The following is a 25,707-nucleotide window of genomic DNA, read 5'->3' as shown; positions in this document are numbered from 1 at the left end:
CAACTATTCAGGGCTTTGCAAGGGCTTTCCAGAGAAAAAGGGTGGAAAGATTTGCACTTCTTCCCGTATTCTCAAGAAATGAACAATGCGGGCTGGAATCTGGGCGATGGGGCCCCACGCGACGGCAAGGGGGACGGCGAAGTGGACCTGATAGCGCTGGGCCGCCGGGTCCGCCACCTGCGCAAGAAATTGGGCATGACGCTCGACGACCTCAGCGCCAAGGTGGGGTCCGCGCCGTCGCAGCTGTCCCTGATTGAAAACGGCAAGCGGGAACCCAAACTCAGCCTGCTCCAGCACCTGGCCGGGGCCCTCGGCGTCAGCCTGGACCAGCTGCTCGGGGCGGAGCCGCCCAGCCGCCGGGCGGCGCTGGAAATCGAGCTGGAACGGGCGCAGCGCGGGCCCCTGTACCAGTCGCTGGGACTGCCCACGGTCCGCGTCAGCTCCCGGCTTTCCATGGAAATCCTGGAGTCCCTGGTGGGGCTGCAGCACGAGCTGGAACGCCGGCTGGATGAACAGTCCGCAACGCCCGAGGAGGCGCGGCGGGCCAACTCCGAACTGCGCGGGGAGATGAAGGCCCGCAACAACTACTACCCGGAGATTGAGCGCCAGGCCCAGGACCTGCTGGACAAGGTGGGGCATGACCGGGGCCCGCTGTCCCACCACGTGGCGGCGGACATTGCCGAGCACCTGGGCTTTGACCTGCACTATGTGGGGGATTTGCCGCATTCCACCCGCTCCGTGACGGACCTGAAGAACCACCGGATTTACCTCACGCACGGCCAGCGCTCCGACCACGACCCCCGCTCCGTGCTGCTCCAGGCGCTGGGCCACTATGTCCTGGGGCACCAGACGCCGCGCGACTATGCGGATTTCCTGCGCCAGCGCGTCTACACGAACTACTTTGCCGCCTCCCTGCTGATGCCCGAGCACGCCACGGTGGACTTCCTGAAGGAAGCGAAGGCCGCCAAGGAGCTGGCCATCGAGGACATCCGGGACGCGTTCGCCGTGTCCTACGAGACGGCCGCGCACCGCTTCACCAACCTGGCCACTGAGCACCTGGGCATCACCACGCACTTCCAGAAGGTGCATGAGTCCGGGATCATCCACAAGGCCTACGAGAACGACGGCGTGAACTTCCCCGCCGACCACACCGGCGCCATCGAGGGGCAGGCCGTGTGCCGGTTCTGGACGTCACGGGCCGTCTTTGACGTGCCGGACAAGTTCCGGGCCTTCAACCAGTACACGGACACCGCGGTGGGCACCTATTGGTGCACGGCCCGCACGGAACGGCACTCCTCGGGGGAGTACTCGTTGAGCATCGGCGTCCCCTACGAGCACGTGAAATGGTTCCGCGGGCGTGACACCAAGGAGCGCTCGCAGTCCAAGTGCCCCGACCCGGACTGCTGCCGCCGCCCGCCCGCCGAGCTGTCCGCGCAGTGGGCCGGGAACGCCTGGCCGTCCACCCGTGCGAACTCGCACCTGTTGGCAGCGATGCCGCAGGGTGCGTTCCCGGGCGTGGACGAGACCGAGGTGTACACCTTCCTGGCCGCGCACCAGGGAGCGTGACCGGCTCCGGCTCCTGCGCGCCGTTGGCTGCCAACCCTGCGCGGCACCGGGACCCGACGCCGGCCCGGGCGTCGGGGAATGGTTGCCGAATGGTCGCCCGACGTTCACCCCGCGGGCGCCAAGGCGGCATGGTGTGCGACGTACCGTGGAGGTGTCAGTCAGCAGCACAGGCTCCCTGCAGTGAGGAATTCCTTCGTGACCGAGATCCAGTACCCCGTTGTTTTGACCGTGCAGGGCCCTGACGCCGACGATGCGGCCGTTGTTGATTCCAACGTGTCCGTGGTGAACGCCATGTTCGAGGCGCTGCTCAACTCCGGGGAGATGGCCCCCAACGCCCTGTGCAGCTATTTCGTTGACTTTTACCTGACCCAGGCGCTCGACGGCGGATTCGCCCAGTACGTCATCATGTCCCCGGACCGCGAAGAACTCGACGCCTACATCCGCGAAGGGCTGGAGGGCATGGGCGCCGGGCAGCACCTGGAGCTCTTCAACCGGACCACGGCCTACTTCGACTCGCTGTCCGAAGCGGACTCCGAAGCCTACCTGGACGGCGACCTCGACGAGGACTACGACGTCGCCGACGTTCGCAGCGAGGGTGTCCAGCACATGGAAGCCCTCGACGGGGCCTTCGAGGACCTCCTGGACACCGAGGACCTCACGGCGCTCAGCGCCGCCTGGCTCAAGGGACAGGAAGGCCTGCTCCTCCTCGACGCGGACGGGCTTGCCGCCCACATCGCCGGGCGTGCGGCCCGGATCCCCAACCTGGCGCAGCGCCAGGCCGAGGCCGAGGAAGCCGGGCTGGAGAACATTCCCGAGTTTGAGGCCGTCATCCGGGAACTGTGCAGCACGGCCGGCTACGAGCTGGAAAAAGTCACCATGGGGGACCCCAACTTCGAGCACAAGGGTCAAACCGTCCCGGCCTGGCACTTTGGCACCGACCACGGCGACTTCATCATGGTCGAGGAGGAGGACGAGGCCTTCATGATCGATCCGAAGACCAGGGAAGTCATCGCCACCGTTGAATTTGACGACGAAGACGGGTTCGCCCAAGCCTAGGAACAGCCGCCCGCAACGGGCCCGCACCCTTGACCGCCGCCCCGATCCGCAGCATGCTGGCAACTATCGGCCGGCAGCGGACCGGGGACGGAAAGGGTGCCATGAACGTCAATTGCCACCGCTTCAACGGCAGGGCGGCCATAGTCACGGGCGCCAGCAGGGGGATCGGCCTGGCCATCGCCCGGAGGCTGGCCACGGAAGGGGCCCGCGTGGCGATCACCGCCCGCGGCGCGGACCAGCTCGCGGACGCCGCGGCCACTTTCCCGGCCGGCAGCGTGGTCACCTTTGCCGGGCACGCGGACGACCCGGCGCACCGCGCGGAGGTGATGGACGGCGTCGAACGTGAACTGGGCGGGCTGGACATCCTGGTCAACAACGCTGGCATCAACCCCGCCTACGGTCCGCTGGAAACCGTCGACATGGACGCGGCGCGCAAGATTTTCGAGCTCAACGTGCTCGCCACGCTGGCCTGGACCCGGGCCGTGCTGGACCGCCCGGGACTGGGATTCCGGGAGCGCCGCGGCAACGTAGTGAACGTGTCCTCCGCCAGCGGCGTGGTCCCGGCGGCGGGCATCGGCCTGTACGGCATCAGCAAGTCCGCCGTCTCCCACCTCACGCGCACGCTGGCCCTTGAACTGGCGCCGGCGGTGCGCGTGAACGCCGTGGCGCCGGCCGTGGTCAAGACGCGCTTTGCCCGGGCCCTGTATGAGGGGCGCGAGGCGGAAGTGGCCGCCACGTATCCCCTGAAGCGCCTGGGCACGCCCGACGACGTTGCCTCCGCCGTCGCCTTCCTCGCCTCCCCGGACGCGGACTGGGTCACCGGCCAGGTGCTCACGCTCGATGGCGGCCTGCTCGTCGCCGGCGGAATAGGCCAGGACCGGCAGTGATGGGGCAGCACGCGGGGCCGTCCCGGCCGGCCGGCCCGGGGCCCGCCGAAGCCGAGGAGCTGCGCCTGCGCACCCGCGAGTTCATCCGCGGCACCGTCATCCCGGCGGAGCCGCGTCCCGGGCAGGCCCTGAACCTGACAGTGCGCCGGGAGCTCGGGGAGGCCGCCAAGGCCGCCGGCGTCTACGCCCCGCACGCGCCCCGCGAATTTGGCGGGCAGGGGCTGCCCTTGGAACATTGGTCCCCCATATTCCAGGAGGCAGGGTATTCCCCGATCGGCCCGGCCGCGCTGAACTGCATGGCGCCGGACGAAGGCAACATGCACATGCTCAACCTGCTTGGCACGGCCGAACAAAAGCGCCGCTATCTGGCGCCGCTGGCGGCCGGGCAGATCAGTTCCTGCTTTGCCATGACCGAGCCGCACCCGGGGGCCGGGTCCGACCCGGGCGCACTGGCCACGACCGCCGTGCACGACGGCCGCCACTGGACCATCACCGGCCACAAGCGCTTCACCAGCGGCGCCACCTTTGCCGGCTTCGCAATCGTCATGGCCCGCACGCCGGAAACCGTAACCGCTGGTGCCGGCACCCCGGATACCGGGCCGGCCGGTGCCGGGAAGGACGCGGCGCCCGCCGGCGCCACCATGTTCCTGGTGCCCATGGACTCGCCGGGGGTCCGCGTCGGCGCGGCCATCCACACCATGGACAAGTACCTGCCCGGCGGCCACCCGCACGTGCACTTCGACGGCGTCCGCGTGCCGGACAACGCCGTGCTGGGCAGGGTGGGCCTGGGCTTCCGGCATGCCCAGCTGCGGCTTGGCCCGGCGCGGCTGACCCACTGCATGCGCTGGCTGGGGCTGGCCCGCCGGGCCCTTGACATTGCCTTGGACCGCGCCAACACCCGCGAGATCTTTGGTGGACCCATTTCAGGGCTGGGCATTGCGCAGGAGCTGATCGCCTCCTCCGTGATCGACCTTGAAACCTCCGACGCCATCATCGGCCGGTGCGCCGTGCTGCTCGGCACCGATCCGCAGGCCGGGGCCGCACTGTCCTCCGTGGCCAAGGTGCACTGTTCCGAGGCCGTCTACCGGGTCATCGACCGGGCCGTGCAGCTGTGTGGGGGAGACGGGGTCTCCGACGGGCTCCCCCTGGCCCAGTACCTGAACGAGGTCCGCCCCTTCAGGATTTACGACGGCGCCACCGAGACGCACAAATGGGCCATCGCGCGCCGGGCCTCCGCGGCCAGGCGCCGCGAGGTGGAGGGCGGCGAACCGTTCCAGGGCGCGGCCCGCATTGACGCCGGGGACTTCCCGTGACCGGCGGCGGGGACGTGGCCCGGACGGCGGCCGAGGCGGAGCGGATGGAAGTGCCGCCGCTGCTGGTGGTGGACCGGCTGGAGGAATACCTGGACGCCTCCGGGATCGGCACCGGGCCCCTGCACTGGCACCGCATTGGCGACGGACAGTCCAACGTGACGTTCCGCATCAAAAGGCGGGGTGCCGACGTCGTCCTCCGGCGCGGGCCCCGGCCGCCGCTGCCGCCGTCCACCCACGACATGGTCCGGGAGGCGCACCTCCAGCAGCTGCTGGCGCCGTGGGGCATTCCGGTGCCGAAAATCCTCGCCGTCTGCGCGGACACGCACGTCCTGGGCGGGCCGTTTTACCTCATGAAGTTTCTGGACGGCGACGTGGTCACGGACACGGTTCCGGCGCACCTGGACGGTCGCGGGCAGCGGCGCGCCACCAGCGAGGCCGTCGCGGACATGCTGGTGCGGCTGCATTCGGTGGATGGCGGCAAGGGCGCGCTTGCCGGGATCGGGCGGCCGGAGGGATACCTGCGGCGGCAGGTGGCGCGCTTTGCCGGGCTGTGGGACGCCGGGGCCGTCCGGGACCTGCCGCAGGTTGCGGAGCTGGCGCAGTGGCTGGAGGCGAACCGGCCCGCCACGCAGCGCACCGCCCTGGTCCATGGCGACTACCGGGTGGGGAACCTGATGTTCCGCCGCTCCGGGCCCGTGCGCGTGCAGGCCGTGCTGGACTGGGAGATGGCGACGCTCGGCGACCCCCTGGCCGACCTGGGCTACCTGACCGCCACATACGCGCAGGCCGGATCACCCGGGACGCTGATGGAACTGACCTCGGTGACGGCGCAGCCCGGGTACCTCACGCGGGAGGAGCTGGTGGAACGGTACAACCAGCATTTCGGGCTGGACCTGTCCGCGTTGCCCTGGTATCAGGCGCTGGCGCTGTGGAAGGCCGCGATCTTCTGTGAGGCGATCTACGCCCGTTGGCAGCAGGGCGGGAGGGACGACGGCGGGCCCTCCCTGGGTGCCGTGCTGGAGGAGGGCGTGCCGCGCCTTTTGGAGGCAGCCGCCGGGTTCGCGCAGCGGCTGCCGTAGGGCGTCAGCTGCCGCCCTGGGCCAGGCTTTGGAGCACGTATTCGAGCTGTTGGGCCGTCATGGCGCCGGGGTGGCGGACCAGCAGTGTCCCGTCGGCCCCAATCACCGCGGTGAACGGCAGCCCGGGCACCTGGTACGCGCCAGAGGCAGTGCCGGCGGTGTCGCTGAGCAGGGGGTAGCTGATGCCGTATTGGGCGGCGAAGGCGGCGGCCCTGGCGGGGTTGTCGGCGACGTCGATGCCGACAAAGTTCACGTTTTTGCCCAGGTCCTTGAAGGACTGTTCCATGGCGGGCATTTCCGTGGTGCACGCCGTGCAGGTGCTGGCCCAGAAATTGAGCACCGTCACCTTGCCCTTGAGCGCGCCCAGCGACGTGCTGCTGTGCGGGTGGGACAGTTGCGGCAGCGTGAAGCCCGGCGCGGCGGCGTTGAGGGAGGCTGCCGTCCGGCCGGCCTGGGCCGCAGGGGAGGGACCGCCAACGTGGATCGCGGCGGCATGGGACAGCAGGTCCACCGCGGCCTGGGCCATCGCGTGGCCGTAGAGATCGGTGTTGGCGGATGAGGTGCCAAACTGCCCCAGGGCGGCCTCCTTCCCGGACGGGTCGATGAAGAAGAGTTCCGTGCCGTGGACCACGTCCCGTGTCTTGGGGTTGAGCTCAATCGGCACGCCGTAGTTCGCGGCCGTTTTGGCCAGCTGGTCCGGGCTGCCGGTGGCAAAAACCCAGTTGGACGCGCCGGCCAGGCCATGGCCGTCCGTCCATTCCTTCACGGCCGCCGTCGACGGGTAGTAGGGGTTGGCATTGACGGATAGGAACACCACGTCCTTGGCATGTGGGCCCAGGTCCTTGTTGGCGGCCACCACGTCCTGGGCGAGCAGGGTGCACAGGTCCTGGCACCGGTCGTCGTTGAAGGACAGCACCACTGACTTGCCGCGGTAGTGGGACAGCGTGACGTGCCTGCCGTCCTGGTCGGTCAGCGAGAGGGCCGGGGCCGTGGGCAGCGGCCGGGCCTGCGGGTCCAGCTGGAGCAGGGTGGAGGCGGCCGCATTGATGCCGGGCTCGACGGCGGCCGCCCCCTGGGCTGCCGGGGCGGCGGGCGGGGTGTTTGGCACCAGGCCCGCGAGCAGCAGGACCACCACCACGGCCATCAGGAGCATCAGGCCGCCCACGCCCCACAGGACCGCCCTGCCGCGGGTGCGTGGCGCGGCGGCCGGTGTTGGTGTTTCAGGCATGGGGGTTTCCTTCCGAAGGTTCCGCCCCGCGGGCTTCCCGGGGGCTGGTCCAGTTTTTGCGGGCGACGGCGGCGACGGCGGCGAGGACTGCCGCGAGCAGGAGCAGGGCCATGAGGGCCATGTGGCCCGCGATGAATGAGGTCACGTCCCCCTGCACGGCGGAGACGGTGCCGAAGGGGCCGGCGGCCAGGGAAAAGTGGAGCAGCTCGGCCGTCCAGTAGTAGGCGAGGTAGAGCCCTGACACGGCGAGCACCGTCCCGGAGACGACGGGCAGGAAGCGCCCGGCCTGCCGGAAACGGCGCATCAGCCCGGCCCCCGCGACCGCCGTCGCCACGGCGGCACCGGTGACAAACAATCCCATGCCCAAGGCATAGGCAAGGTAGCAGCCCAGGCCGGCCCAAAAACCCAGCCGGGTGAACGAGCCGCCCACGGCGGCCAGGAACAGGGGGAGGGCGCAGCTGAGGGAACCGATGGCGTAGGCGATGCCGAACATGAACGTCGCAGCGAACGTCCGTCCGCCCGGTGCCAGCCGGGGCGCGGGCAGCCGGAGGTAAAGGGGGCGCCCGCAAAGCGTTGAAATGCCCAGGGCCGCCATCAGTGCGCCCGCCGCCACCATGAACCACGGCAGCCATCCCGAGGCCAGTGCGGCACCGGAGACCAGGACCAGCCCGAGCGTGCCAAAGACAGCCGTGAAGCCGCACGTGACCCCGGCGCCGGAGACCAGGCCGCGGGCGGCCCGGGCCGCGCGGCCGGTGCCGCCGCCGTCGGGCCTGCCGGTGAACAGGGCCAGGTAGGCCGGAAGCAGCGGGAACCCGCACGGGTTGACGGCGGCCACCAGGCCCAGGGTGAAGGCGTAGCTGGTGGCGGCCGCGACCGCCAGCGGGCTCACTGCGGCCCCTTGTCCCGGGAGGCCAGGCCCTGCAGGTAGCTGTTGTAGTCCTCCAGGTCCACGTCCCCCACGCGGGCGGCCCGGCGCTCGGCGGCCGCCGTCTTGCGCGCATCGGAGCGCTGCCACTTGGAGACCAGGACGCCGAGCACCAGCAGCGTGGGGAATTCGGTAAAGCCCCAGGCGATCCCGCCGCCCGTGCCCTGGTCCGCCAGCGGCATGATGTTCCAGCCCGGCATGGGCGTGGCATAAAAGTGCACCAGCAGCGTGGTGGACATCATGACCACCACGCCGAAGAACGCGTGGAACGGGGTGGTGGCGGCCAGTTCCAGCACCGGGACGACCTCCCCGGAGATGCCGCGCAGCCCCCGGCCGGTCTGGCGCGGGGAGGGGTCCACACCCAGAATTCCCCAAAAGTACAGGAAGCCGATCATCAGGAAGTGGATCAACATGATGTTGTGCCCCCACCAGGTGCCCATCAGGTAGTCGAAGGCGGGGGTGAAATAGAGCCCGTACAGGCTCATGACGAACAGCGCGAACGTCACCACGGGATGGGTGAGGATGGAGGCCGGCACCGAATGGAGGACGCGCAGCAGGCCGCGGCGCACCGTGCCGCGGCGGCCGTGGCCGGCCGGCAGCACCCGCAGCAGCAGGGTGATGGGGGCGCCGAGCACCAAAAAGACCGGGCAGAGCATGTTCAACGCCATGTGCTGGACCATGTGGATGCTGAAGAGCTCCATGCCGTAGCCGTCAATGCCGGTGCCCGTGACAAACAGGATGCTCGCCACGCCGACAAGCCACATCAGGGTGCGCCCCACCGGCCATGCCACCCCGCGGCGGCGCAGCACCAGCAGTCCGGCGCCGTAGCCGAGCAGCAGGACCACGGCCAGGACGGGCAGCACGGGGATCGGCTGCGGATGCCAGGCCAGCACGTTCGCCACGGTGGGTGGGGCGGTGGGCATCCACATGGGCCCGGCCATGACTGCGTGGGGGTTTCCCATGCCGGGCATGGGCGGCATGCCGGACAGCAGCTGCACGCTCAAAGCCCCGCTATCATCAGCTCGGCCGCGGAGGGTTCCCCGGCAGCCCGGGCGAAGACTTCAAAGCCGGTCTTGACCGCCTCGCGTTCCGTGGGGGAAAGCGTGCCCAGGAGCGTGGCGATCTCCGTGCGGCGGGCTTCCGTCACGGTGCTGTGGACGTTCCTGCCGTGTTCGGTGAGTGACATGATGACCTCCCGGCGGCTGGCCGTCCCCACCTGCCGGGTGATCAATCCGGCCGTCACCATCCTGTCGGCGAAGCGGCTGAAGCTTGATTGGTTGGCGCCGAGCCTGCCGGCCAGGTCCCCCATGCGGAGCGGGCCAAAGTCGGAAAGCACCACCAGCACCCTGAACTGGGGCAGCGTCACGGTGTCCATGACGGTGGCCAGGGACCGGGCAATCACGCCCAACAGCGCCCGTGAGGCCGTCAACGTTTCAGCGATCGCGTCTCCGGGGGCGGAAGGAGGGGTGCTAGCATGCATAATTGCAGTATGACATATATTGTACGACCGCATGAAATTTAATCGCATGAAATTTAGGCGTGAGCCATGAAGTGAGGATTCCCTGCATGTCCAACGGCATCGGCACACCCCGACGCACCCTTTCAGCTGCCTGGCGGACCATTTGGCGGCCCGCTTCGGAAGGCGGCTACCAGTTGATCAGCGTGGCACTGGTGGTGGGTGCAGGGGCCGGGTTCGCCGCCGTCGCGTTTCGCTGGATGATCTCCGCGGCCACCCTGTTTTTTTCCGGGCACCTTGACTATTCGGCGGTCCAGGGCCACCCGGCACATCCGTGGCTGCCTTGGCTGGGCCCGTTTTTTGTCGTCCTCGCCCCCGCCGCGGGCGGGCTGGTCTACGGGCCGCTGGTCCAGCGCTTCGCGCCGGAGGCCCGCGGCCACGGCGTCCCCGAGGTCATGTATGCCGTCAGCCGGCACGGCGGGCGGATCAAGGGCCAGGTGGCCGTGGTCAAGGCCCTGGCCTCGGCCATCTGCATCGGGTCCGGGGGGTCCGTTGGCCGTGAAGGGCCGATCGTGCAGATCGGCTCGGCCCTGGGATCCTGGCTGGCCCGGGTGTTCCGGATGCCGGATGCCAGGGTGCGCACCCTGGTGGCCTGTGGCGCAGCGGGAGGCATTGCGGCGACCTTCAACGCCCCCATTGCGGGGGTCTTTTTTGCCCTGGAGCTGCTGCTGGCGGACTTCGAGGCCGGCTCCTTCGGCGCGGTGGTGCTGGCCTCCGTGGCCGCCTCCGTGGTGGGGCGGACGTTCCTGGGCGACAAGGCCTTCCTGCAGCTTCCGCCCTTCCATCTGGGCGGCGGCTGGGAGTACCCGCTGTTTCTGCTGCTGGGGCTGCTGGCGGCCCTGGCCGGGGTGGGGTTCACCCGGGTGCTGTACGGGATCGAGGACGCGTGCGACTTCGCGGCACGCCGCATCCCCAACTGGCTCCGGCCCGCCGTTGGCGGGCTGTTGCTGGGGCTGCTCCTGCTGGCCCTGCCGCAGATGTACGGGGTGGGGTACCCCGTGTTGCAGGCCGGCGTGGACGGCCGCTATGCGGTGGGCTTTTTGCTGCTGCTGTTGGTGGGCAAGATCGTGGCCACGAGCCTGACCATAGGGATCGGCGGCTCGGGCGGCGTGTTTGCCCCGTCCCTGTTCATCGGCGCCATGCTGGGTGCCGCATTCGGGGAAGTTGTGGGGATCATCGATCCGGCGCTCCACGGCCAGGTGGGGACGTTCGCGCTCGTGGGCATGGGCGCGGTCTTCGCCGGGGCCGCGCGCGCCCCGATCACCGCCGTCATCATCATGGTTGAGATGACCGGCGAGTATTCGATCATCCTGCCGATCATGTTCGCCATTGTGGTCTCCGCCGGGGTGTCCAAGCTCCTGTCCCCGGACACCATCTACACCCTCAAACTCAGCCGCCGCGGCGTGGACCTCACCCGGCACCCCGGGACCGAACTCATGCAGGCCACCCGCGTGGACTCCGTGATGGATGCCGGCCGCCGGTCCCTGGACGGCAACCTCAGCGCGGCCCAGGGCTCGCACCTGCTCCTGGCCTCCGGCAGGCACAGCCTGCCCGTCACGGACGACGCCGGCCGGCTGGCCGGCGTCGTCACCCTCCAATTGCTGTCCGAAGCGCTGGCGGGAAGCGAGGACCGACAGGGGCCGGCGCTGTCCGCGCTCGCCGAGCACGTTGCCACGGCGGCCCCTGCGGCCACCCTGGACTCCGTGGTTGATCTGGTGCTGGACTCCCCGGCAGGCGGCGGGCTGCCCGTCGTTGATGGCGGGGTCCTGAAAGGCTGGCTCAGCCAGGAAGCCGTCCTGCGGCTCCTGGCGCGGGCCGGGGCCTGAACCGGGCTGATGCCGGGGTCGGGCCCATGCCGTCGTCACGCGGCAGGCGCCCCGCGGCGGCGACTTCCCGCGGCGGCGTCCGGCCCTATGCGCCCGTCTGCGCCTTGGTGCGCCGCTGCAGGGCGGCCAGCACCGCCACCAGCACAACGATGGCCGCGGCCCAGCCGAGGCTGACCGGTGCGGTGCCCCAATCCAGTCCGCCCCGGGCATGGGAGACGCCCATCCAGTCGGCGAACGACGCCCCGAGTGGCCGGGTGACAATGTAGGCAGCCCAAAAGGCGGGGATGGCCTTCAGCCCGAACTTCCAGTACGCAAGCGCCGGAACGGCAATGGCCACGGCAAAAAGCACGCCGGAGCCCAGGTAGCCCAGCTGCAGGGTGACGGCGGTGAGGTCGCCGGCAGCCGTGCCCAGGGCGAAGGTGGCCAGCACGGCAGCCCAGTAGAACATTTCGCGCCGGGGCGAGTGGATGCTGTGGATGGACAGCGTTTTTTCCGTGCGGTGCCACAGGAAAAACACCGCCGCCAGAACCACGGCGTAGAAGATTGTCGAGGCCACGTAGGGGATGCCCAGGCCCACGTGCAACACGTCGGCGGCCATGGTGCCGAAAACGCTGACCATGGCCACGGCCAGCCAGTACACCCACGGGATGTACCGCTTGACGGAGAACTGCAGTGCCAGGGCGGCCGCGAAGCACACGGCGCCGATCCCCACGGCGATGACGGGATCGATCGTGTGGGCGAGGTAGTCGCTGGTGGTCTCACCCATGCCGGTGGTCAGCACCTTGATGACCCAAAACAACGCCGTCACTTCAGGGACCTTGGAGACCAGGCTGCGGACCCCCCGGTCCGTCGCGGCGGGCAGGGTTGTATTCGGTGAAAAATCCTCAGGCATGCCATGCATTCTCCAACCGTCGGCTGGGAGGTTGCCGGGAAGGGCTGCCGGAACATAAGTAAAACCAGTTTTAGTGCACGCATAAAACCGTTTTTCAAACACTGTGAGCTGGCGCACGATAGTGGAAGAAAAGCGATCCACACCATCGTCGCAGCCGGTCGGGCTGCAGATACAGGAGGCAGGCAATGAGCCGGCAAGTCCCAGACCTTACGCCCCGGGTGGTCACGCTCGGCACCGCCGGCGGCCCCCGCTGGTGGACGGGCGAAAACGCCGGGAAGCGCTCGGGGATCGCGACCGCCGTCGTGGTCGGGGAGGCCACCTACCTCGTGGATGCGGGGCACGGGGTGGGCCGGCAGATGATGCTGGCCAACCTTCCCGTCAGTTCCCTGCGCGGCATCTTCGTCACACACCTGCACTCGGACCACACCATCGACCTGGGCTCCCTGGCCATCTTCGGCCTGTTCACCTTCGGGGCCGGACAGCACAAGATCCACCTGGTGGGACCCGGCGACCGCGGCGCACTGCCCCCGGTCTCCGCCCGGGCCACGGTGCCGCCGTCGCCCGTGTTCCCGGACAACCCGACGCCGGGCATCACCGGCATGTTCAACCACCTGATGGCCGCCTACGCCACCGACCTCAACGACAGGATCCTGGACAGCCTGCGCCCGTCGCCCTTTGACTACTTTGTGCCGCAGGACATCGCCATCCCGGCGGAGGCCGGCTATTCGCCCAACGGCAACCCCACGCCGCAGGGGATGGAACCGTTTGAAATTTATTCGGACGAGCTGGTCACGGTCACGGCAACGCTCGTGGAGCACCCGCCGATCGCCCCGGCCTTCGCCTTCCGCTTCGACACCGCGGCCGGCTCCGTGACGATCTCCGGGGACACCGCGCCGTGCGAAAACCTGGTCCGGCTGGCGCGCGGCACCGACCTGCTGCTGCACGAGGCCATCGACTTTGACTGGGTCAACAAGACCTACGGCGGTTCCTCCGACGGGACAGGCCGGGCATCCGGGGACCACCACCGCAAGTCCCACACCAGCGCCGCGGAGGCCGTGGAGCTGGCAACCCGGGCAGGGGCCGGGGCCTTGGCCCTGCACCACCTGGTTCCCGGGACCACACCGCTGTCCGTCTGGCAGCAGGCAGGGGCCGATTTCGCCGGGGACTATTACGTCCCCGACGACCTTGACTCCATCCCCTTTGGCCACAGCGCCCCCGCCACGCGCACAATGGAAGAAATGGTTTCCGCGAGATGACTATGACAAGCAACAAGACCAACCCCCGCCAGGGACATGCCGTGCGGGAAGACAGCCTGAACACCTCCGCCATGCGGCGGATCCTGGCATCAAGCTTTATCGGCAGCGCCATTGAGTTTTACGACTTCGTGCTCTATGCGATGGCGGCCAGCCTGGTGTTCAACAAGGTCTTCTTCGCCAACATCCCGCCCGCCGTGGGGTTGTTCGCCTCCTTCGGCACCCTGGCCGTGGGGTACGCCGCCCGCCCGCTGGGCGGGGCCATCTTCGGCCACTTCGGCGACAGGCTCGGCCGGAAGGGCTGCCTGATTGTCTCCATGGTGATGATGGGCCTGGGCACCGCATCCATCGGGCTGCTGCCCACGACGGCGCAGATCGGACTCGCTGCGCCCATCCTGCTGGTGGTGCTGCGCCTGATCCAGGGCATCGCCGTCGGCGGGGAATGGGGTGGCGCCATGCTGGTTGCCCTGGAACACGCCCCGTCCAAGCGCCGCGGCTTTGCCGCCAGCTTCGCCAACATGGGCGGGCCCGCCGGCGCCGTCATGGCCACGCTGATGGTCTCGGCCTTCTCGGTCATGCCCCGGGCACAGTTCCTGGCATGGGGCTGGCGCGTGCCGTTCCTGGTCAGCCTGGCGCTCGTGGCCGTGGGCCTGGTGATCCGGTTGAAGGTGGCCGAGACGCCGCTGTTCCTGGAACTGGAGAAAACGGCGGAAAAGAAGCGCGTGCCGCTGCTGGAGGTCTTCACCAAGTACCCCAAGAACCTGATCCTGGGCACACTGGCGGGCATGAGCTCCTACACCGTGCAGGGCCTGATGACGGTCTGGGCCATTGCCTACGCGGTGGACCACGGTGTCAGCCAGACCGGCGTGCTGAACGTCAAGGCCGTCGGCGCCATGCTCACGATCGTGGGCATCTGGTTCGCCGCCCGGCTCAGCGACAGGTTCGGCCGCCGACCCGTCATGCTCGCCGGCATGATTGCCGGCGCCGTGCTGGCCTTCCCGATCCTCTGGCTCCTGCAGACACACACCCTGCTGGGCTTCGCGATCGGCCTGTTCCTGGCCAACGGCATCATCCAGGGCGTCATCTTCGGCCCGTTCGGCGCGTACGTGGCGGAGCTGTTCCCCACCCGCATCCGCTACACCGGCGCCTCGCTGACCTACCAGTCCTCCTCCACGCTGGGCGCCGGCTTCACGCCCCTGATCGCCAGCAGCCTGGTCCTGCTGGCCGGCGGCTCGCTGTGGCTGGTGGGCGTGGCCTGGGCCCTGGCCTTCGTGGTGGCGGCCGTGTGCGTCATGGCCACCAAGGAAGGCCGCACCGCGGACCTCAGCGGCGACATGCGCTGACCCATTCACCCGGGTGCGATCTCCCCTGACGACGGCGGCGGGTGGCCTTCCAGCGGAAGGCCGCCCGCCGCCGTCGTCCGTGCCCCGCGACGTCCGCCCTCCCCACGGACGCTCGGTTGCAACCGGGGGTGTTTTTGCGGACGCTCCCGCGCAACCGGGGGTGTTTTTGCGGACGCTCGGTTGGTGGTGCAGGGCCGGGCGCGGCCCCGGGTCTCGACGCGCTCGCAGGGCTCGCTGCCCGGCCGGCGGGGTGTGCCGGGTCTTTACGGGCTGACCGGCGGGGTGTAGGCGGCGCAGTAGTCGATGAGTGCCTGGAGCTTCCGGCCGGGCTGTTGCTTGGCAGGGAAGGCAAAGCAGATGTCGCTGTGGCCGATGGGACCCTCGATGGGCAGGGGGATGACCGGCAGGCCCTCATAGCTGGCGTTGTGCGGCGGGCGCTGGACCAACACCGTGTAGCCCAGGCCACGGGCCACCATGCCGCGGACGGCCTCATAGCTGGTGGACCGCCAGGCAATTTTCGGGTCCAGGCCGGACGCACGCAGGTTCGGCAGCTGGTTTTCACGCACTGTGGGGATGTCCAGCAGGACCATGTCGTCATCGGCCAGCTCCGCCAGCCGGACGGCGGAACGCCCTGCCAGGCGGTGTGTGGCACCCACCAGTACATAGGGCCGGCCGCCCCTGACAACCTTGTACTGGGCCCCGTCGATGACGTGCCGCGTGTGGGTCAGGACGGCGTCGAGCCTGCCCTCGAGCATGTCCAGCTGGAGACGTCGCGGCGGGCCTTCAGTAATGGACAGGACCAGGTGCGGGTTGGCTGCGGCGAAACCGGCCGTAATGGGCGGCACCCAAAAGGCCGCCAGCGTGCTGTAGCAGCCGATGTCCAGCGGCCCGGCCAGCATGTCGGGGGACTCGGCCGTGGTGGCCTGGAGCTCGTCGGCCTGGCGCAGCAGCATCCGGGCCTCGGAAAGGAACCTGCGCCCCGCGCTGGTCAGCGTGATGCCCTTCGCCTTCTGCCGGACCGCCAGCTGGACGCCGAGGGCCTTTTCCAGCTCCGTCAAGGCCAGCGACAGCCCGGCCTGGGAGACGTGGGTTGCCTCTGCGGCCGCCCGGATCGAGCCGTGGTCGGCGATGGCGACAAAATGGAGCACCTGCCGGAGGGTGTAACGGAACATGGTCGAATCCTATCCGCACCGCAGGGCCCGTACACGGCGCCAACGTCCCCTGGAACCGCCGAAACACCCGTCCGCCCTGGCGACGTTCAGCTCACAGGCTTGCGTGAGTTGACGCACACAATTATGCTTAGTGTGCACTATTAGAACTGCATGTTCAAATAGCGAATTAACGATTTTTGGTGGCGCAGCCGCCGCCACCTTGCAGCGAGGAGATTCTTGTGCAGTTCCACCACCATGGATACGTATCCGGTGACCCGAGGGTCAAGCCGGCCGCCGGTGTCGGCATTGACCGCCCCGAGGAGCTTCCGGATGAGGTGGACGTGCTGATCGTGGGCTCGGGGCCGGCCGGCATGCTCACCGCAGCCCAGCTCTCCCAGTTCCCGGACATCACCACGCGCCTCGTGGAGCGTCGCGGTGGCCGGCTGGAGCTCGGCCAGGCCGACGGCATCCAGGCCCGCAGCGTCGAGACCTTCCAGGCGTTCGGCTTTGCCGAGCACATCACCGCAGAGGCCTACTGGCTCACGGAAATGAACTTCTGGCGCCCGGACGAAAAGGAACCGACCCGGATTGTGCGCGGCGGCCGCGCCGTCGACGACACGACCGGCATCAGCGAATTCCCGCACCTGATCGTCAACCAGGCCCGCGTGCTCGACTACTTTGCCGAGGTCGCCAAAAACTCGCCCACCCGCCTGGTCCCCGACTTCGGCTGGGAATTCCAGGGCCTGGAGGTCACCGGCGAGGGCGACTACCCCGTCAAGGTCACGCTGGTGCGCAGCGCCGGCGAGGACGAGGGCACCGAGCGCATCGTCCACGCCAAGTACGTCGTTGGCTGCGACGGGGCCCGCAGCAAGGTCCGCTCGGCGATCGGCTGCACCATGGGCGGCGACCAGGCCAACCATGCCTGGGGCGTCATGGACGTGCTGGCCCAGACCGACTTCCCGGACATCCGCACCAAGTGCGCCATCCAGTCGCACGACGGCGGATCCATCCTGTTGATCCCCCGCGAGGGCGGCTACCTCTTCCGCATGTACGTGGACCTGGGCGAGGTGCCCGAGGGCGACCGCGGCGCCGTGCGCAAGACCAGCATCGAGCAGATCATCGCGAAGGCCAACGAGATCATGCGCCCGTACACCGTGGATGTGCGCAGCGTTGCCTGGCACAGCGTCTACGAAGTGGGCCACCGCCTCACCGACCGGTTCGACGACGTCCTGGCGCAGGACCGCGGCACGCGCAGCCCCCGCGTCTTCATCACCGGCGACGCCTGCCACACGCACAGCGCCAAGGCCGGCCAGGGCATGAACGTCTCCATGCAGGACGGCTTCAACCTCGGCTGGAAGCTCGGCCACGTCCTTGAAGGACGCAGCCCCGCCGCGCTGCTGGACACCTACTCCACCGAGCGCCAGGTGGTGGCGAAGAACCTCATCGACTTTGACAAGGAATGGTCCACCATGATGGCCAAGAAGCCCGAGGAGTTCGCCGACCCGTCGGAGCTGGAGGACTTCTACGTGGCCACCGCCGAGTTCCCGGCAGGGTTCATGACGCAGTACACGAGCTCGATGCTCACGGCCTCACACGCCCGCCAGGAGCTGGCCACCGGGTTCCCGCTCGGCAAGCGTTTCAAGTCCGCACGCGTCTCCCGCGTCTGCGACACCAACCCCCTGCACCTGGGCCACCTGGCCACGGCCGACGGCCGCTGGCGCATCTACGTCTTCGCCGACCAGGCCCAGCCCGGGGCCGCCTCGCCCACCACGGACCTGGCGCAGTGGCTCGCAAACGCCCCGGAATCGCCGCTGGCGGCCACTCCCGAAGGGCTCGACGCCGACGCCTGGTTTGATGCGAAGGTCATCTACCAGCAGAAGCACGAGGACATCGACATCAACGCCGTGCCCGACGTGTTCAAGCCCGTGGTGGGGCCGTTCCGGCTCACCAACCTTGAAAAGGTGTTCGGCATTGTGGAAGGCGATGACATCTTTGATGTGCGCGGGCTGTCCCGCGACGGCGTTGTCGTCGTCGTCCGCCCGGACCAGTACGTGGCGGACATCCTGCCGCTGACCGCCACTGCGGAGCTGGGCGAGTTCTTCGCACAGATCCACTCGGGCGCCCGCGTGTAACAGCGTTTCGCAGCAAAGGTACGGCCCCGCAGTGATGCCACTGCGGGGCCGTACCTTTGCCGCCTGCGCCCCCGGCTGGTTACGGGCGGTTCCGGGCGGCGCCCCGACAAGGCGGGCGGGCACGCATTGCCTTATTTGGTGCCCGCCCGCTCATGTTCGGCACGGCCGGCGGCGTCCAGGGCGGCGAACGTTTCCCCGTCCAGCCGCAGGGCGGCCGCGCCAAGGTTTTCTTCCAAGTGCGCCGGGGATGACGTACCGGGGATCGGAAGCATGGCGGGGGAGCGCTGGAGCAGCCAGGCCAGGGCCACCTGGGATGGCGTGGCACCCAGCCGCTGCGCCGCCTCCTCGACAGCACCGCCGGCCCCGGCCAGCATTCCTGCCGAGATCGGGGCCCACGGGATGAAGGCAATGCCGTGTGCCTCCGCGTAGTCCAGCACATCCTCGGAGGACCTGTCGGTGAGGTTGTAGCGGTTTTGCACGCTGGCCACGGTGAAGTACCCGGCCGCGGTTTCCAGCTCCGCGACGGACACCTGGGAGAGGCCCAGGGCCCTGACCTTGCCTTCGTCCTGGAGGGCGCGCAGGGTCCCGAACTGCTCCTCCACCGGCACCTTGGGGTCGATGCGGTGCAGCTGGAACAGGTCCAGGGTGTCCACCTTGAGCTTGCGCAGGCTCAGCTCCACCTGCTGGCGGAGGTACTCGGCACGGCCCAGCGGAACCCACTTGTGCGGCGCAGGTCGGGCCTGGCCGGCCTTGGTGGCAATGTGCAGCCCCGCCGGATAGGGGTGGAGTGCCTCGGCGATGATGCGCTCGGAGACGTCCGGGCCGTAGGAGTCGGCGGTGTCGATGAAGTCGACGCCCAGCTCCACGGCCCTGCGGAGCGTGGCGACTGCCGCCGCATGGTCGGCGGGCTCGCCCCAGATGCCGTCGCCGGTGATCCGCATGGCACCGTAGCCCAGCCGCTGGACAGTCCCGAGGTCCTTGATGTCGATGGTGGCCGCCACGGCGGCCTGTGTGTTTTGGCTCATATTCGGGGCAACCGGCGCCGGACGGGCAATATTCCGGCAGCGGCCCTTAAAGCTGCGCAATGCCGTCACGTGGACCCTGCGCCACGTGGGAAGTGGCGCAGGGCCGGCAGCGCGCGGTGCGCCGCCCCGGGGCTACCCGAGGTCCACGACGTCGAACTCGAGCAGGTCCATGCCGCTGGCCACCGGGGCCTGGGCGGAGTGGTCGTGGCCGGAGCGCTGGGCGCGCCAGTTCTCAAAGTCTTCACGGGTGGCCCATTGCGTGTAGACGAAGTAGCGGTCCTCCCCGGCGACGGGGCGCAGGAGCTGGAACCCCTCGAACCCGGGGGCGCCGTCCACCGAGTGCTTGCGCGCGGCGAAGCGCGACTCGAGTTCGGATCCGGCCTCGACCGGGACCTTCAAGGCGTTGATGACAACAATGGACACTTCTGCTCCTTCCGGGCCCGGAATGCCCGGGCCGAGTGTCCTTCCACGCTACCGCAGCGCACTCGGGAACAGCGCTGCCCCCGGCCGGGGACGGCGCTGTTGTGGCGGCAGCCCGTTGTTTACGCGTACGGATCCGCGATGCCGATGTACTGCGTGGTGGTGTATTCGGCAATGCCCTCGGAACCGCCTTCACGGCCCAGGCCCGAGTGCTTGACGCCGCCAAACGGTGCAGCGGCGTTGGAGATGACGCCGGCGTTGAAGCCCACCATGCCGAATTCCAGCTGCTCGCTGACCCGCAGCAGCCGCGAGAAGTCACGCGTGTAGACGTAGGCGGCCAGGCCGTATTCGGTGGAGTTGGCGATCCGGATGGCGTCGGCCTCGTCCTTGAACGTGGTCACCGGGGCCACGGGGCCGAAGATCTCCTGCCCCAGGATGGCGGCGTCGTTGGGCACGTTGCCCAGGACGGTGGGCTGGTAGAAGTACCCGTCACCGGCCACGACGTCGCCGCCGGTCAGGACTGTGGCGCCGTCCGCGACGGCCGCGGTCACCAGCGCGTGGATGCCTTCGCGTGCCTTCTGCTCGATCATGGGCCCGACGTCGGTGCCGGCCTCCGTGCCGCGGCCCACCGTGAGTGCGCCGATGCGTTCGGCGAGCTTGGCGGTGAATTCCCCGGCCACGGATTCGTGCACCAGGAAGCGGTTGGCGGCCGTGCAGGCCTCGCCCATGTTGCGCATCTTCGCCGCCATGGCGCCGTCGACGGCCGCCTCAAGGTCGGCATCCCCGAATACGATGAACGGGGCGTTGCCGCCCAATTCCATGGAGGTGCGCAGCACGTTGTGGGTGGCGTCGGCCATGAGCTGCTTGCCCACGGCCGTGGAGCCGGTAAAGGAAATCTTGCGCAGGCGCGAATCCTTCAGCAGCGGCCCCGAGATCGCCGCGGCGCTGGAGCCGGAAACCACGTTCAGGACGCCGTCGGGCAGCCCGGCCTCCTGCATGACCTGCGCGAACAGCTGGGCCGTGAGCGGGGTCAGCTTCGCGGGCTTGAGCACCATGGTGCAGCCGGCGGCGACGGCGGGGCCCACCTTGCGGGTGGCCATGGCCAGGGGGAAGTTCCAGGGCGTGATGAGCAGGCAAGGGCCCACGGGCTTGTGCTGGACCAGGATCTTGTTTTTGCCTTCCGGCGTGGTCACGTAGCGGCCGTAGTCTCGCACGGCCTCCTCCGAGTACCAGCGCAGGAATTCGGCGCCGTAGGCCACTTCGCCGCGGGCCTCGCCCAGCGGCTTGCCCATCTCCAGGGTCATCAGCAGGGCAAAGTCCTCGGCCCGCTCGGTGACGAGCTCGAAGGCCTTGCGCAGGATCTCCCCGCGCACCCGCGGGGCCGTGCGGGCCCAGCCGGCCTGTGCTGCCGACGCCGCATCGAGGGCTGCGAGGGCATCCTCGCTCCCGCCGTCGGCGATGGAAGCGAGGACCTTTCCGGTGGCGGGGTCGTGGACGTCCAGGGTCTTGCCGCTGGCGGAAGCCTGCCACTGGCCGTTGATGAGCAGCCCGGTCGGGACGGACGCGAGCAGCCCTGCTTCGCGGTCAACTGTGATGGTCATGCGTGAGCTCCTTGAAGATTGTGTGTGTGGGGCGGGAGTTGACGCTGGTCGAGCTTGTCGAGACCTTGGTTTCCACAAGCGGGGGTTTCCACAAGCGGGGGTTTCGACAAGCGGGGTTTCGACGGGCTCAACCAGCGCTGGTCAGTAGCTGGCGGTGGGTCCGGTGCCGGCCGCCGGGACATAGCCGGCGGCGAGGGCTTCGCTGCCGCGCGCCAGCATGGCCACGTCGGCGCCCACCAGGATGAAGTCCACGCCGGCGGCCAGGTAGCGGCGCGCGGTGGCCTCGGCAAAGGCGTTCACGCCCACCGGCTTGCCGGCCGCCTTGGCCGCCTTGATGCAATGCTCGACGGCGGCCACGACGTCAGGGTGTTCCTGCGCTCCCAATACGCCCATGGAGGCGGCGAGATCGGAGGGGCCGATGAAGACGGCGTCGATCCCGTCCACGGCGAGAATCTCCGACACGTTGTCCACGGCCTCGCGGGACTCGATCTGGACGATCACGGTGATGGTCTCCGAGGCCCGGGCCAGATAGTCCGGGATGCGGTTCCACCGGGCCGAGCGGGCCAGCGCCGAGCCGACGCCCCGGACGCCGCGCGGCGGGTAGTGGGCGGCGGAGACGGCGGCAGCAGCGTCGTCGGCCGTGTGGACCATGGGGATCAGCAGCGACTGCACGCCCAGGTCAAGGTACTGCTTGATCAACACGGTGTCGTTGACGGGCGGGCGCACGACGGCGGTGACGGGGTAGCCGTTGACCGCCTGCAGCTGCGCGAGGATGCCTTCGAGCCCGTTGGGGCTGTGTTCGGCGTCGATGAGCAGCCAGTCCAGCCCGGCGCCGGCACAGATCTCGGCCACCAGCGGGCTGCCGGAGCACACCCACATGCCGGCCAGCGGCCGCCCGGCCCCGGCCAGGGCGTCCTTGAACGACGGGTCCGGCGTTACACGAACTGGCATGTGATGGTCCCCAGCTTTCCATAGTCGGCAAAGACGGTGTCGCCCTCGTTGACCCACATGGGGCGGGTGAAGGAGCCGGCGAGGATGAGCTCGCCGCCCTTGAGCGAGTCGCCGTGCGGGGCGATCTTGTTGGCCAGCCAGGACACGCCCGTCGCCGGATGGTTCAGCACGCCGGCCGCCACCCCGGTCTCCTCGATGGCCTGGTTCTTGAACAGGATGGCCGAGACCCAGCGCAGGTCCAGGGCGTCCGGCTTCACCGGGGTGCCGCCCACCACCATGGCGCCCATGGCGGCGTTGTCGCTGATGGTGTCCACAATGGTCCGGCCCTCCATTTCGATCCTTGAGTCGAGGATTTCCAGCGCCGGCACCACGTATTCGGTGGCGCGCAGCACGTCAAAGAGCGTGGCGTCGGGGCCGCTGATGTCCTCCTTGAGCAGGAACGCCAGCTCCACCTCGATGCGCGGGTGTGAATACTGCTTCCACTCAACCGTGCAGCCGTTTTCCAGGATCATGTCCTTGAAGATGATCCCGTAGTCCGGCTCCGTGATGCCCGTGGCGTACTGCATGGCCTTGGACGTCAGGCCGATCTTGTGGCCGCCCAGCACCCGCCCCTGCGCTTCGCAGCGCTCCCTCCACAGCTTTTGCACCCGGTAGGAATCCTCCACCGTCATCTCCGGGTACCGCGCCGTCAGCCGGGGAACGGGCACGCGGCTCTTTCCGGCATCGACCAGTTCATCGGCAATGGCGGCAATGGTGTCATCGTCAAGCATGTATGTCTCCTCTAACGTTTTAAAGGCCGAGCGGTGCGTGCCGGGAGCCGGCGGGGCAAATGCCCCGCCGGCGACGGCACGCATGGGCTAGAGCTGGGTGCCCATCTTGAAGCCGATCTCCTCGGCCGGGTCGCCGTTCATCGCGTCGCCCGGGCCGCGGGTGTAGGAGAAGCCGTCAGCGCCGACCGTGACCGCCATTTCGGACGCGTCGGTGCGCTTGATGACGGGCTGCGGCTTGCCGTCCAGGTCCAGCACCAGGGAGGCCTCCGTGTACCAGCTAGGGACGACGGGGTTGCCCCACCAGTCGCGGCGCTGGTTGTCGTGCACGTCCCAGGTGACGGTGGGGTTGTCCGGGTCGCCGGTGTAGTAGTCCTGCGTGTAGATCTCGATGCGGTGGTCGTCCGGGTCCAGGATGTACAGGTAGAAGGCGTTGGAGACGCCGTGGCGGCCGGGGCCGCGCTCGATCCGGTCGGAGATGCGCAGGGCGCCCATCTTGTCGCAGATGGCGATGATGTTCGCCTTTTCGTGCGTGGCGAAGGCAATGTGGTGCATGCGGGGGCCGTCGCCGCCGGTCAGGGCGGTGTCGTGGACGGTCTGCTTGCGGTGCATCCAGGCGGCGTAGGTGACGCCGTCGGAGTCCTTGATGTCCTCGGAGACGCGGAAGCCCAGGTCCTCGAGGTACTTGCGGCCGCGGGGGACGTCCGGGGTGACCTGGTTGAAGTGGTCCAGGCGGACCAGTTCGCCGGCGGAGTAGAGGTCGTAGCGGCGGGTGAGGCGTTCCACGTGGGTGGTTTCGTAGAAGAATTCGTAGGGGAAGCCCAGCGGGTCCTCCACGCGGACGGCGTCGCCGATGCCCTTGACGAAGCCGTCCTTGCGGCGCTCGGTGCGGCAGCCCAGCTCCTTGTAGTAGGCCTCGGCGGCATCCACCTCGGCCGGGGACTTGACCCGGAAGGCGGCGGCGGCAATGGCGGCCACCGGGCCCTGGCGCAGCACCAGGTTGTGGTGGATGAACTCCTCCAGGGAGCGCAGGTAGATGGTGTTCCCGTCTTCCTCGGTCACGTGCAGGCCCAGCACGTCGACGTAGAACTCGCGGGACTTGGCCAGGTCGGTGACCACCATTTCCATGTAGGCGCAGCGGACAATGTCCGGGGCCGGGATGGACGGGGTGGGGATGAAGTCGGTCATGGTGTTCTCTCCTTCGAGCGGTTGGGGTGGGGGTTAGGCGTCGATCACTTCGGCGGCGTCCTCGGCCTTGCCGAAGACGGGGTTGTGGACGGCGCCGAGATTGATGTGGACGGCCTGCTGGTCCGTGTAGAAATCGATGGAGCGGTAGCCGCCCTCGTGGCCCAGGCCGGAGGCCTTCACGCCGCCGAACGGGGTGCGCAGGTCGCGGACGTTGTTGGAGTTCAGCCACACCATGCCCGCTTCAACGTCCTGGGCGAAGTTGTGTGCCCGCTTGAGGTCGTTCGTCCAGATGTAGGCGGCCAGTCCGTACTTGGTGTTGTTGGCCAGCTCAAGGGCCTCCTCGTCCGTGTCGAACGGGGTGATGGCGACGACCGGGCCGAAGATCTCCTCCTGGAAGATCCGGGCATCCGGGGCGACGTCGGCAAAGACGGTGGGCTGGATGAAGTTGCCTTCCGGGAACTCCGCGGGGCGGCCGCCGCCGGCGGTCAGGCGGGCTTCGGTCTTGCCGATCTCCACGTAGGACATGACCTTCTCGAAGTGCTCGGGGTGGACCAGCGCGCCGACCTCGGTGGCGTCGTCGTGGGGCAGGCCAACCTTCACGCGCTTGGCCTGGGCGGAGTAGCGCTCCACGAATTCGTCGTAGATGCTGCGTTCGACCAGGATGCGCGAGCCGGCGGTGCAGCGTTCGCCGTTGAGGGAGAAGACGCCGAAGATCGTCGCGTCGATGGCGGCTTCCAGGTCGGCGTCGGCGAAGACGACGGCGGGGGACTTGCCGCCCAGCTCCATCGACAGGCCCTTCAGGTAGGGTGCGGCGTTGCCGAAGATGATCTGGCCGGTGCGGGACTCGCCGGTGAAGGAGATGAGCGGGACATCCGGGTGCTTGACCAGTGAGTCGCCGGCGTAGCCTTCCTCACCGAAGCCGTGCACGATGTTGAACACGCCTGCCGGCAGGCCGGCCTCCTCGAAGATGCCGGGCCACAGGGACGCGGAAAGCGGGGTGAACTCGGCCGGCTTGAGTACCACGGTGTTGCCGGTGGCCAGCGCCGGGCCCAGCTTCCAGGACTCCAGCATGAAGGGGGTGTTCCACGGCGTGATGAGGCCGGCGACGCCAATCGGCTTGCGGTTGACGTAGTTGGCCTGCCGGCCCGGAACCTTGAAGGCGTCGTCGTGCTGGGCCACGATCAGGTCGGCAAAGAAGCGGAAGTTCTCCGCTGCGCGGCGGGCCTGCCCGAGTGCCTGCGTGATGGGCAGGCCGGTATCGAAGCATTCGAACTCGGCCAGTTCCCGGCCGCGGGTCTCGACGATGTCCGCGATCTTGTGCAGCACGCGGGAGCGGTCGCGGGGCAGCATGCCCGGCCAGGGGCCGTTCTCGAAGGCGTCCTTGGCGGCGGCAACCGCGGCGGCGACGTCGGCGACCTTGCCGGAGGCGGCCTTGATGTAGGGCTTGTTCGTGACCGGATCCAGCACGTCGAAGGTGTCGCCGTCGATCGAGTCGACGAGCTTGCCGCCAATGTAGTGCTGCAGGTGTGTGGGCAGGTTGTCCGGGATGTAGTGCTCAGCCATGGGAAAATTCCTTTTCTTCAGGTGT

The 25,707-nt window shown here is 68.8% G+C and carries 22 protein-coding genes; 9 read left to right on the top strand and 13 right to left on the bottom strand.

The window, feature by feature from the left end; genetic code table 11:
• The first annotated feature begins 51 nt into the window (after positions 1–51).
• From G6035_RS10185 to G6035_RS10165, 5 genes are all read left to right on the top strand, one after another.
• Positions 52–1,566: a helix-turn-helix domain-containing protein gene (locus G6035_RS10185; RefSeq protein WP_371130958.1), complete on the top strand. Its 1,515-nt coding sequence runs from the start codon at positions 52–54 to the stop codon at positions 1,564–1,566.
• A 195-nt stretch (positions 1,567–1,761) separates the two neighbouring features.
• Positions 1,762–2,622, top strand: coding sequence for a hypothetical protein (locus tag G6035_RS10180; RefSeq protein WP_176616970.1), 861 nt, complete (start codon positions 1,762–1,764; stop codon positions 2,620–2,622).
• Between the two features lie 53 nt (positions 2,623–2,675).
• Positions 2,676–3,509 (top strand): SDR family oxidoreductase, encoded by an 834-nt coding sequence (locus G6035_RS10175; protein WP_371130957.1) that lies wholly within the window; start codon positions 2,676–2,678, stop codon positions 3,507–3,509.
• Positions 3,509–4,822 carry an acyl-CoA dehydrogenase family protein gene (locus tag G6035_RS10170; protein ID WP_176616997.1) on the top strand — a complete coding sequence of 438 codons (1,314 nt, stop codon included), beginning with the start codon at positions 3,509–3,511 and terminating at the stop codon, positions 4,820–4,822. The genes G6035_RS10175 and G6035_RS10170 overlap by 1 nt, the downstream gene beginning before the upstream one ends.
• Positions 4,819–5,901, top strand: a complete 1,083-nt coding sequence (locus G6035_RS10165; protein WP_371130956.1) for a phosphotransferase family protein — start codon at positions 4,819–4,821, stop codon at positions 5,899–5,901. Before G6035_RS10170 ends, G6035_RS10165 begins: the two co-directional genes overlap by 4 nt.
• A gap of 4 nt (positions 5,902–5,905) precedes the next feature.
• Here the strand turns inward: G6035_RS10165 and G6035_RS10160 are convergent, their stop codons facing one another.
• Genes G6035_RS10160 through G6035_RS10145 form a run of 4 tightly spaced genes read right to left on the bottom strand, consistent with a single transcriptional unit; the run spans position 5,906 to position 9,534 of the window.
• Positions 5,906–7,129, bottom strand: a complete 1,224-nt coding sequence (locus G6035_RS10160) for a redoxin domain-containing protein (RefSeq protein ID WP_176616969.1) — start codon at positions 7,127–7,129, stop codon at positions 5,906–5,908.
• The gene (locus tag G6035_RS10155) at positions 7,122–8,018 is read right to left on the bottom strand and encodes a cytochrome c biogenesis protein CcdA (protein WP_176616968.1); all 897 of its coding nucleotides are present in this window, start codon (positions 8,016–8,018) and stop codon (positions 7,122–7,124) included. Before G6035_RS10155 ends, G6035_RS10160 begins: the two co-directional genes overlap by 8 nt.
• A complete protein-coding gene (locus tag G6035_RS10150; protein ID WP_371130960.1) occupies positions 8,015–9,052 on the bottom strand; it encodes a cytochrome c oxidase assembly protein in 1,038 nt (345 codons plus the stop codon). Before G6035_RS10150 ends, G6035_RS10155 begins: the two co-directional genes overlap by 4 nt.
• A gap of 2 nt (positions 9,053–9,054) precedes the next feature.
• Positions 9,055–9,534 (bottom strand): MarR family winged helix-turn-helix transcriptional regulator, encoded by a 480-nt coding sequence (locus G6035_RS10145; RefSeq protein WP_176616967.1) that lies wholly within the window; start codon positions 9,532–9,534, stop codon positions 9,055–9,057.
• 86 nt (positions 9,535–9,620) lie between these two features.
• On the opposite strand from G6035_RS10145, the gene G6035_RS10140 reads away from it, so the two are divergent.
• On the top strand, positions 9,621–11,396 hold the full coding sequence (locus tag G6035_RS10140) for a chloride channel protein (protein ID WP_176616966.1): 1,776 nt from the start codon (positions 9,621–9,623) through the stop codon (positions 11,394–11,396).
• Positions 11,397–11,481: 85 nt separating this feature from the next.
• On the opposite strand, the gene G6035_RS10135 is transcribed toward G6035_RS10140, so the two are convergent.
• A complete protein-coding gene (locus G6035_RS10135; protein ID WP_176616965.1) occupies positions 11,482–12,288 on the bottom strand; it encodes a hypothetical protein in 807 nt (268 codons plus the stop codon).
• 185 nt (positions 12,289–12,473) lie between these two features.
• On the opposite strand from G6035_RS10135, the gene G6035_RS10130 reads away from it, so the two are divergent.
• Both G6035_RS10130 and G6035_RS10125 read left to right on the top strand, forming a co-directional pair.
• Positions 12,474–13,544 (top strand): MBL fold metallo-hydrolase, encoded by a 1,071-nt coding sequence (locus G6035_RS10130; protein WP_176616964.1) that lies wholly within the window; start codon positions 12,474–12,476, stop codon positions 13,542–13,544.
• Positions 13,541–14,884 carry an MFS transporter gene (locus G6035_RS10125; RefSeq protein ID WP_256127883.1) on the top strand — a complete coding sequence of 448 codons (1,344 nt, stop codon included), beginning with the start codon at positions 13,541–13,543 and terminating at the stop codon, positions 14,882–14,884. The genes G6035_RS10130 and G6035_RS10125 overlap by 4 nt, the downstream gene beginning before the upstream one ends.
• Positions 14,885–15,147: 263 nt before the next feature.
• Here the strand turns inward: G6035_RS10125 and G6035_RS10120 are convergent, their stop codons facing one another.
• A complete protein-coding gene (locus G6035_RS10120; RefSeq protein ID WP_176616963.1) occupies positions 15,148–16,056 on the bottom strand; it encodes a LysR substrate-binding domain-containing protein in 909 nt (302 codons plus the stop codon).
• A gap of 218 nt (positions 16,057–16,274) precedes the next feature.
• Here G6035_RS10120 and G6035_RS10115 point away from each other — a divergent pair, with 218 nt between their 5' ends.
• Complete coding sequence (locus G6035_RS10115) at positions 16,275–18,167, top strand: FAD-binding monooxygenase (protein WP_176616962.1); 1,893 nt, start codon at positions 16,275–16,277, stop codon at positions 18,165–18,167.
• Between the two features lie 131 nt (positions 18,168–18,298).
• Here the strand turns inward: G6035_RS10115 and G6035_RS10110 are convergent, their stop codons facing one another.
• The 7 genes from G6035_RS10110 to G6035_RS10080 all read right to left on the bottom strand — a co-directional run bounded on the left by G6035_RS10110 (position 18,299) and on the right by G6035_RS10080 (position 25,682).
• Positions 18,299–19,192 (bottom strand): aldo/keto reductase, encoded by an 894-nt coding sequence (locus tag G6035_RS10110; protein ID WP_176616961.1) that lies wholly within the window; start codon positions 19,190–19,192, stop codon positions 18,299–18,301.
• A 132-nt stretch (positions 19,193–19,324) separates the two neighbouring features.
• A complete protein-coding gene (locus G6035_RS10105) occupies positions 19,325–19,615 on the bottom strand; it encodes an antibiotic biosynthesis monooxygenase (protein ID WP_176616960.1) in 291 nt (96 codons plus the stop codon).
• Positions 19,616–19,734: 119 nt separating this feature from the next.
• The gene (locus tag G6035_RS10100; RefSeq protein WP_176616959.1) at positions 19,735–21,213 is read right to left on the bottom strand and encodes an NAD-dependent succinate-semialdehyde dehydrogenase; all 1,479 of its coding nucleotides are present in this window, start codon (positions 21,211–21,213) and stop codon (positions 19,735–19,737) included.
• Positions 21,214–21,354: 141 nt separating this feature from the next.
• A complete protein-coding gene (locus G6035_RS10095) occupies positions 21,355–22,164 on the bottom strand; it encodes an HpcH/HpaI aldolase/citrate lyase family protein (protein ID WP_176616958.1) in 810 nt (269 codons plus the stop codon).
• The gene (gene hpaH, locus G6035_RS10090) at positions 22,149–22,934 is read right to left on the bottom strand and encodes a 2-oxo-hept-4-ene-1,7-dioate hydratase (RefSeq protein WP_176616957.1); all 786 of its coding nucleotides are present in this window, start codon (positions 22,932–22,934) and stop codon (positions 22,149–22,151) included. The genes G6035_RS10095 and hpaH overlap by 16 nt, the downstream gene beginning before the upstream one ends.
• 87 nt (positions 22,935–23,021) lie before the next feature.
• On the bottom strand, positions 23,022–24,119 hold the full coding sequence (hpaD, locus tag G6035_RS10085; protein WP_176616956.1) for a 3,4-dihydroxyphenylacetate 2,3-dioxygenase: 1,098 nt from the start codon (positions 24,117–24,119) through the stop codon (positions 23,022–23,024).
• 33 nt (positions 24,120–24,152) lie between these two features.
• Complete coding sequence (locus G6035_RS10080) at positions 24,153–25,682, bottom strand: aldehyde dehydrogenase (RefSeq protein WP_176616955.1); 1,530 nt, start codon at positions 25,680–25,682, stop codon at positions 24,153–24,155.
• Positions 25,683–25,707: the final 25 nt, after the last annotated feature.

Origin of the sequence: Arthrobacter sp. SDTb3-6, assembly GCF_013376095.1 — a bacterium.
Taxonomy (GTDB): domain Bacteria; phylum Actinomycetota; class Actinomycetes; order Actinomycetales; family Micrococcaceae; genus Specibacter.
This window is presented reverse-complemented; position numbering and strand designations above follow the sequence as displayed.

What these genes read in the sequence shown, in the direction of transcription:
- G6035_RS10175 (WP_371130957.1), top strand. Translation starts at nt 2,676, where the DNA reads ATGCTGGCAACTATCGGCCGGCAGCGGACCGGGGACGGAAAGGGTGCC.
- G6035_RS10170 (WP_176616997.1), top strand. Translation starts at nt 3,509, where the DNA reads ATGGGGCAGCACGCGGGGCCGTCCCGGCCGGCCGGCCCGGGGCCCGCC.
- G6035_RS10160 (WP_176616969.1), bottom strand. Translation starts at nt 7,129, where the DNA reads ATGCCTGAAACACCAACACCGGCCGCCGCGCCACGCACCCGCGGCAGG.
- G6035_RS10145 (WP_176616967.1), bottom strand. Translation starts at nt 9,534, where the DNA reads ATGCATGCTAGCACCCCTCCTTCCGCCCCCGGAGACGCGATCGCTGAA.
- G6035_RS10140 (WP_176616966.1), top strand. Translation starts at nt 9,621, where the DNA reads ATGTCCAACGGCATCGGCACACCCCGACGCACCCTTTCAGCTGCCTGG.
- G6035_RS10135 (WP_176616965.1), bottom strand. Translation starts at nt 12,288, where the DNA reads ATGCCTGAGGATTTTTCACCGAATACAACCCTGCCCGCCGCGACGGAC.
- G6035_RS10130 (WP_176616964.1), top strand. Translation starts at nt 12,474, where the DNA reads ATGAGCCGGCAAGTCCCAGACCTTACGCCCCGGGTGGTCACGCTCGGC.
- G6035_RS10125 (WP_256127883.1), top strand. Translation starts at nt 13,541, where the DNA reads ATGACTATGACAAGCAACAAGACCAACCCCCGCCAGGGACATGCCGTG.
- G6035_RS10120 (WP_176616963.1), bottom strand. Translation starts at nt 16,056, where the DNA reads ATGTTCCGTTACACCCTCCGGCAGGTGCTCCATTTTGTCGCCATCGCC.
- G6035_RS10110 (WP_176616961.1), bottom strand. Translation starts at nt 19,192, where the DNA reads ATGAGCCAAAACACACAGGCCGCCGTGGCGGCCACCATCGACATCAAG.
- G6035_RS10100 (WP_176616959.1), bottom strand. Translation starts at nt 21,213, where the DNA reads ATGACCATCACAGTTGACCGCGAAGCAGGGCTGCTCGCGTCCGTCCCG.
- G6035_RS10095 (WP_176616958.1), bottom strand. Translation starts at nt 22,164, where the DNA reads ATGCCAGTTCGTGTAACGCCGGACCCGTCGTTCAAGGACGCCCTGGCC.
- hpaH (WP_176616957.1), bottom strand. Translation starts at nt 22,934, where the DNA reads ATGCTTGACGATGACACCATTGCCGCCATTGCCGATGAACTGGTCGAT.
- hpaD (WP_176616956.1), bottom strand. Translation starts at nt 24,119, where the DNA reads ATGACCGACTTCATCCCCACCCCGTCCATCCCGGCCCCGGACATTGTC.
- G6035_RS10080 (WP_176616955.1), bottom strand. Translation starts at nt 25,682, where the DNA reads ATGGCTGAGCACTACATCCCGGACAACCTGCCCACACACCTGCAGCAC.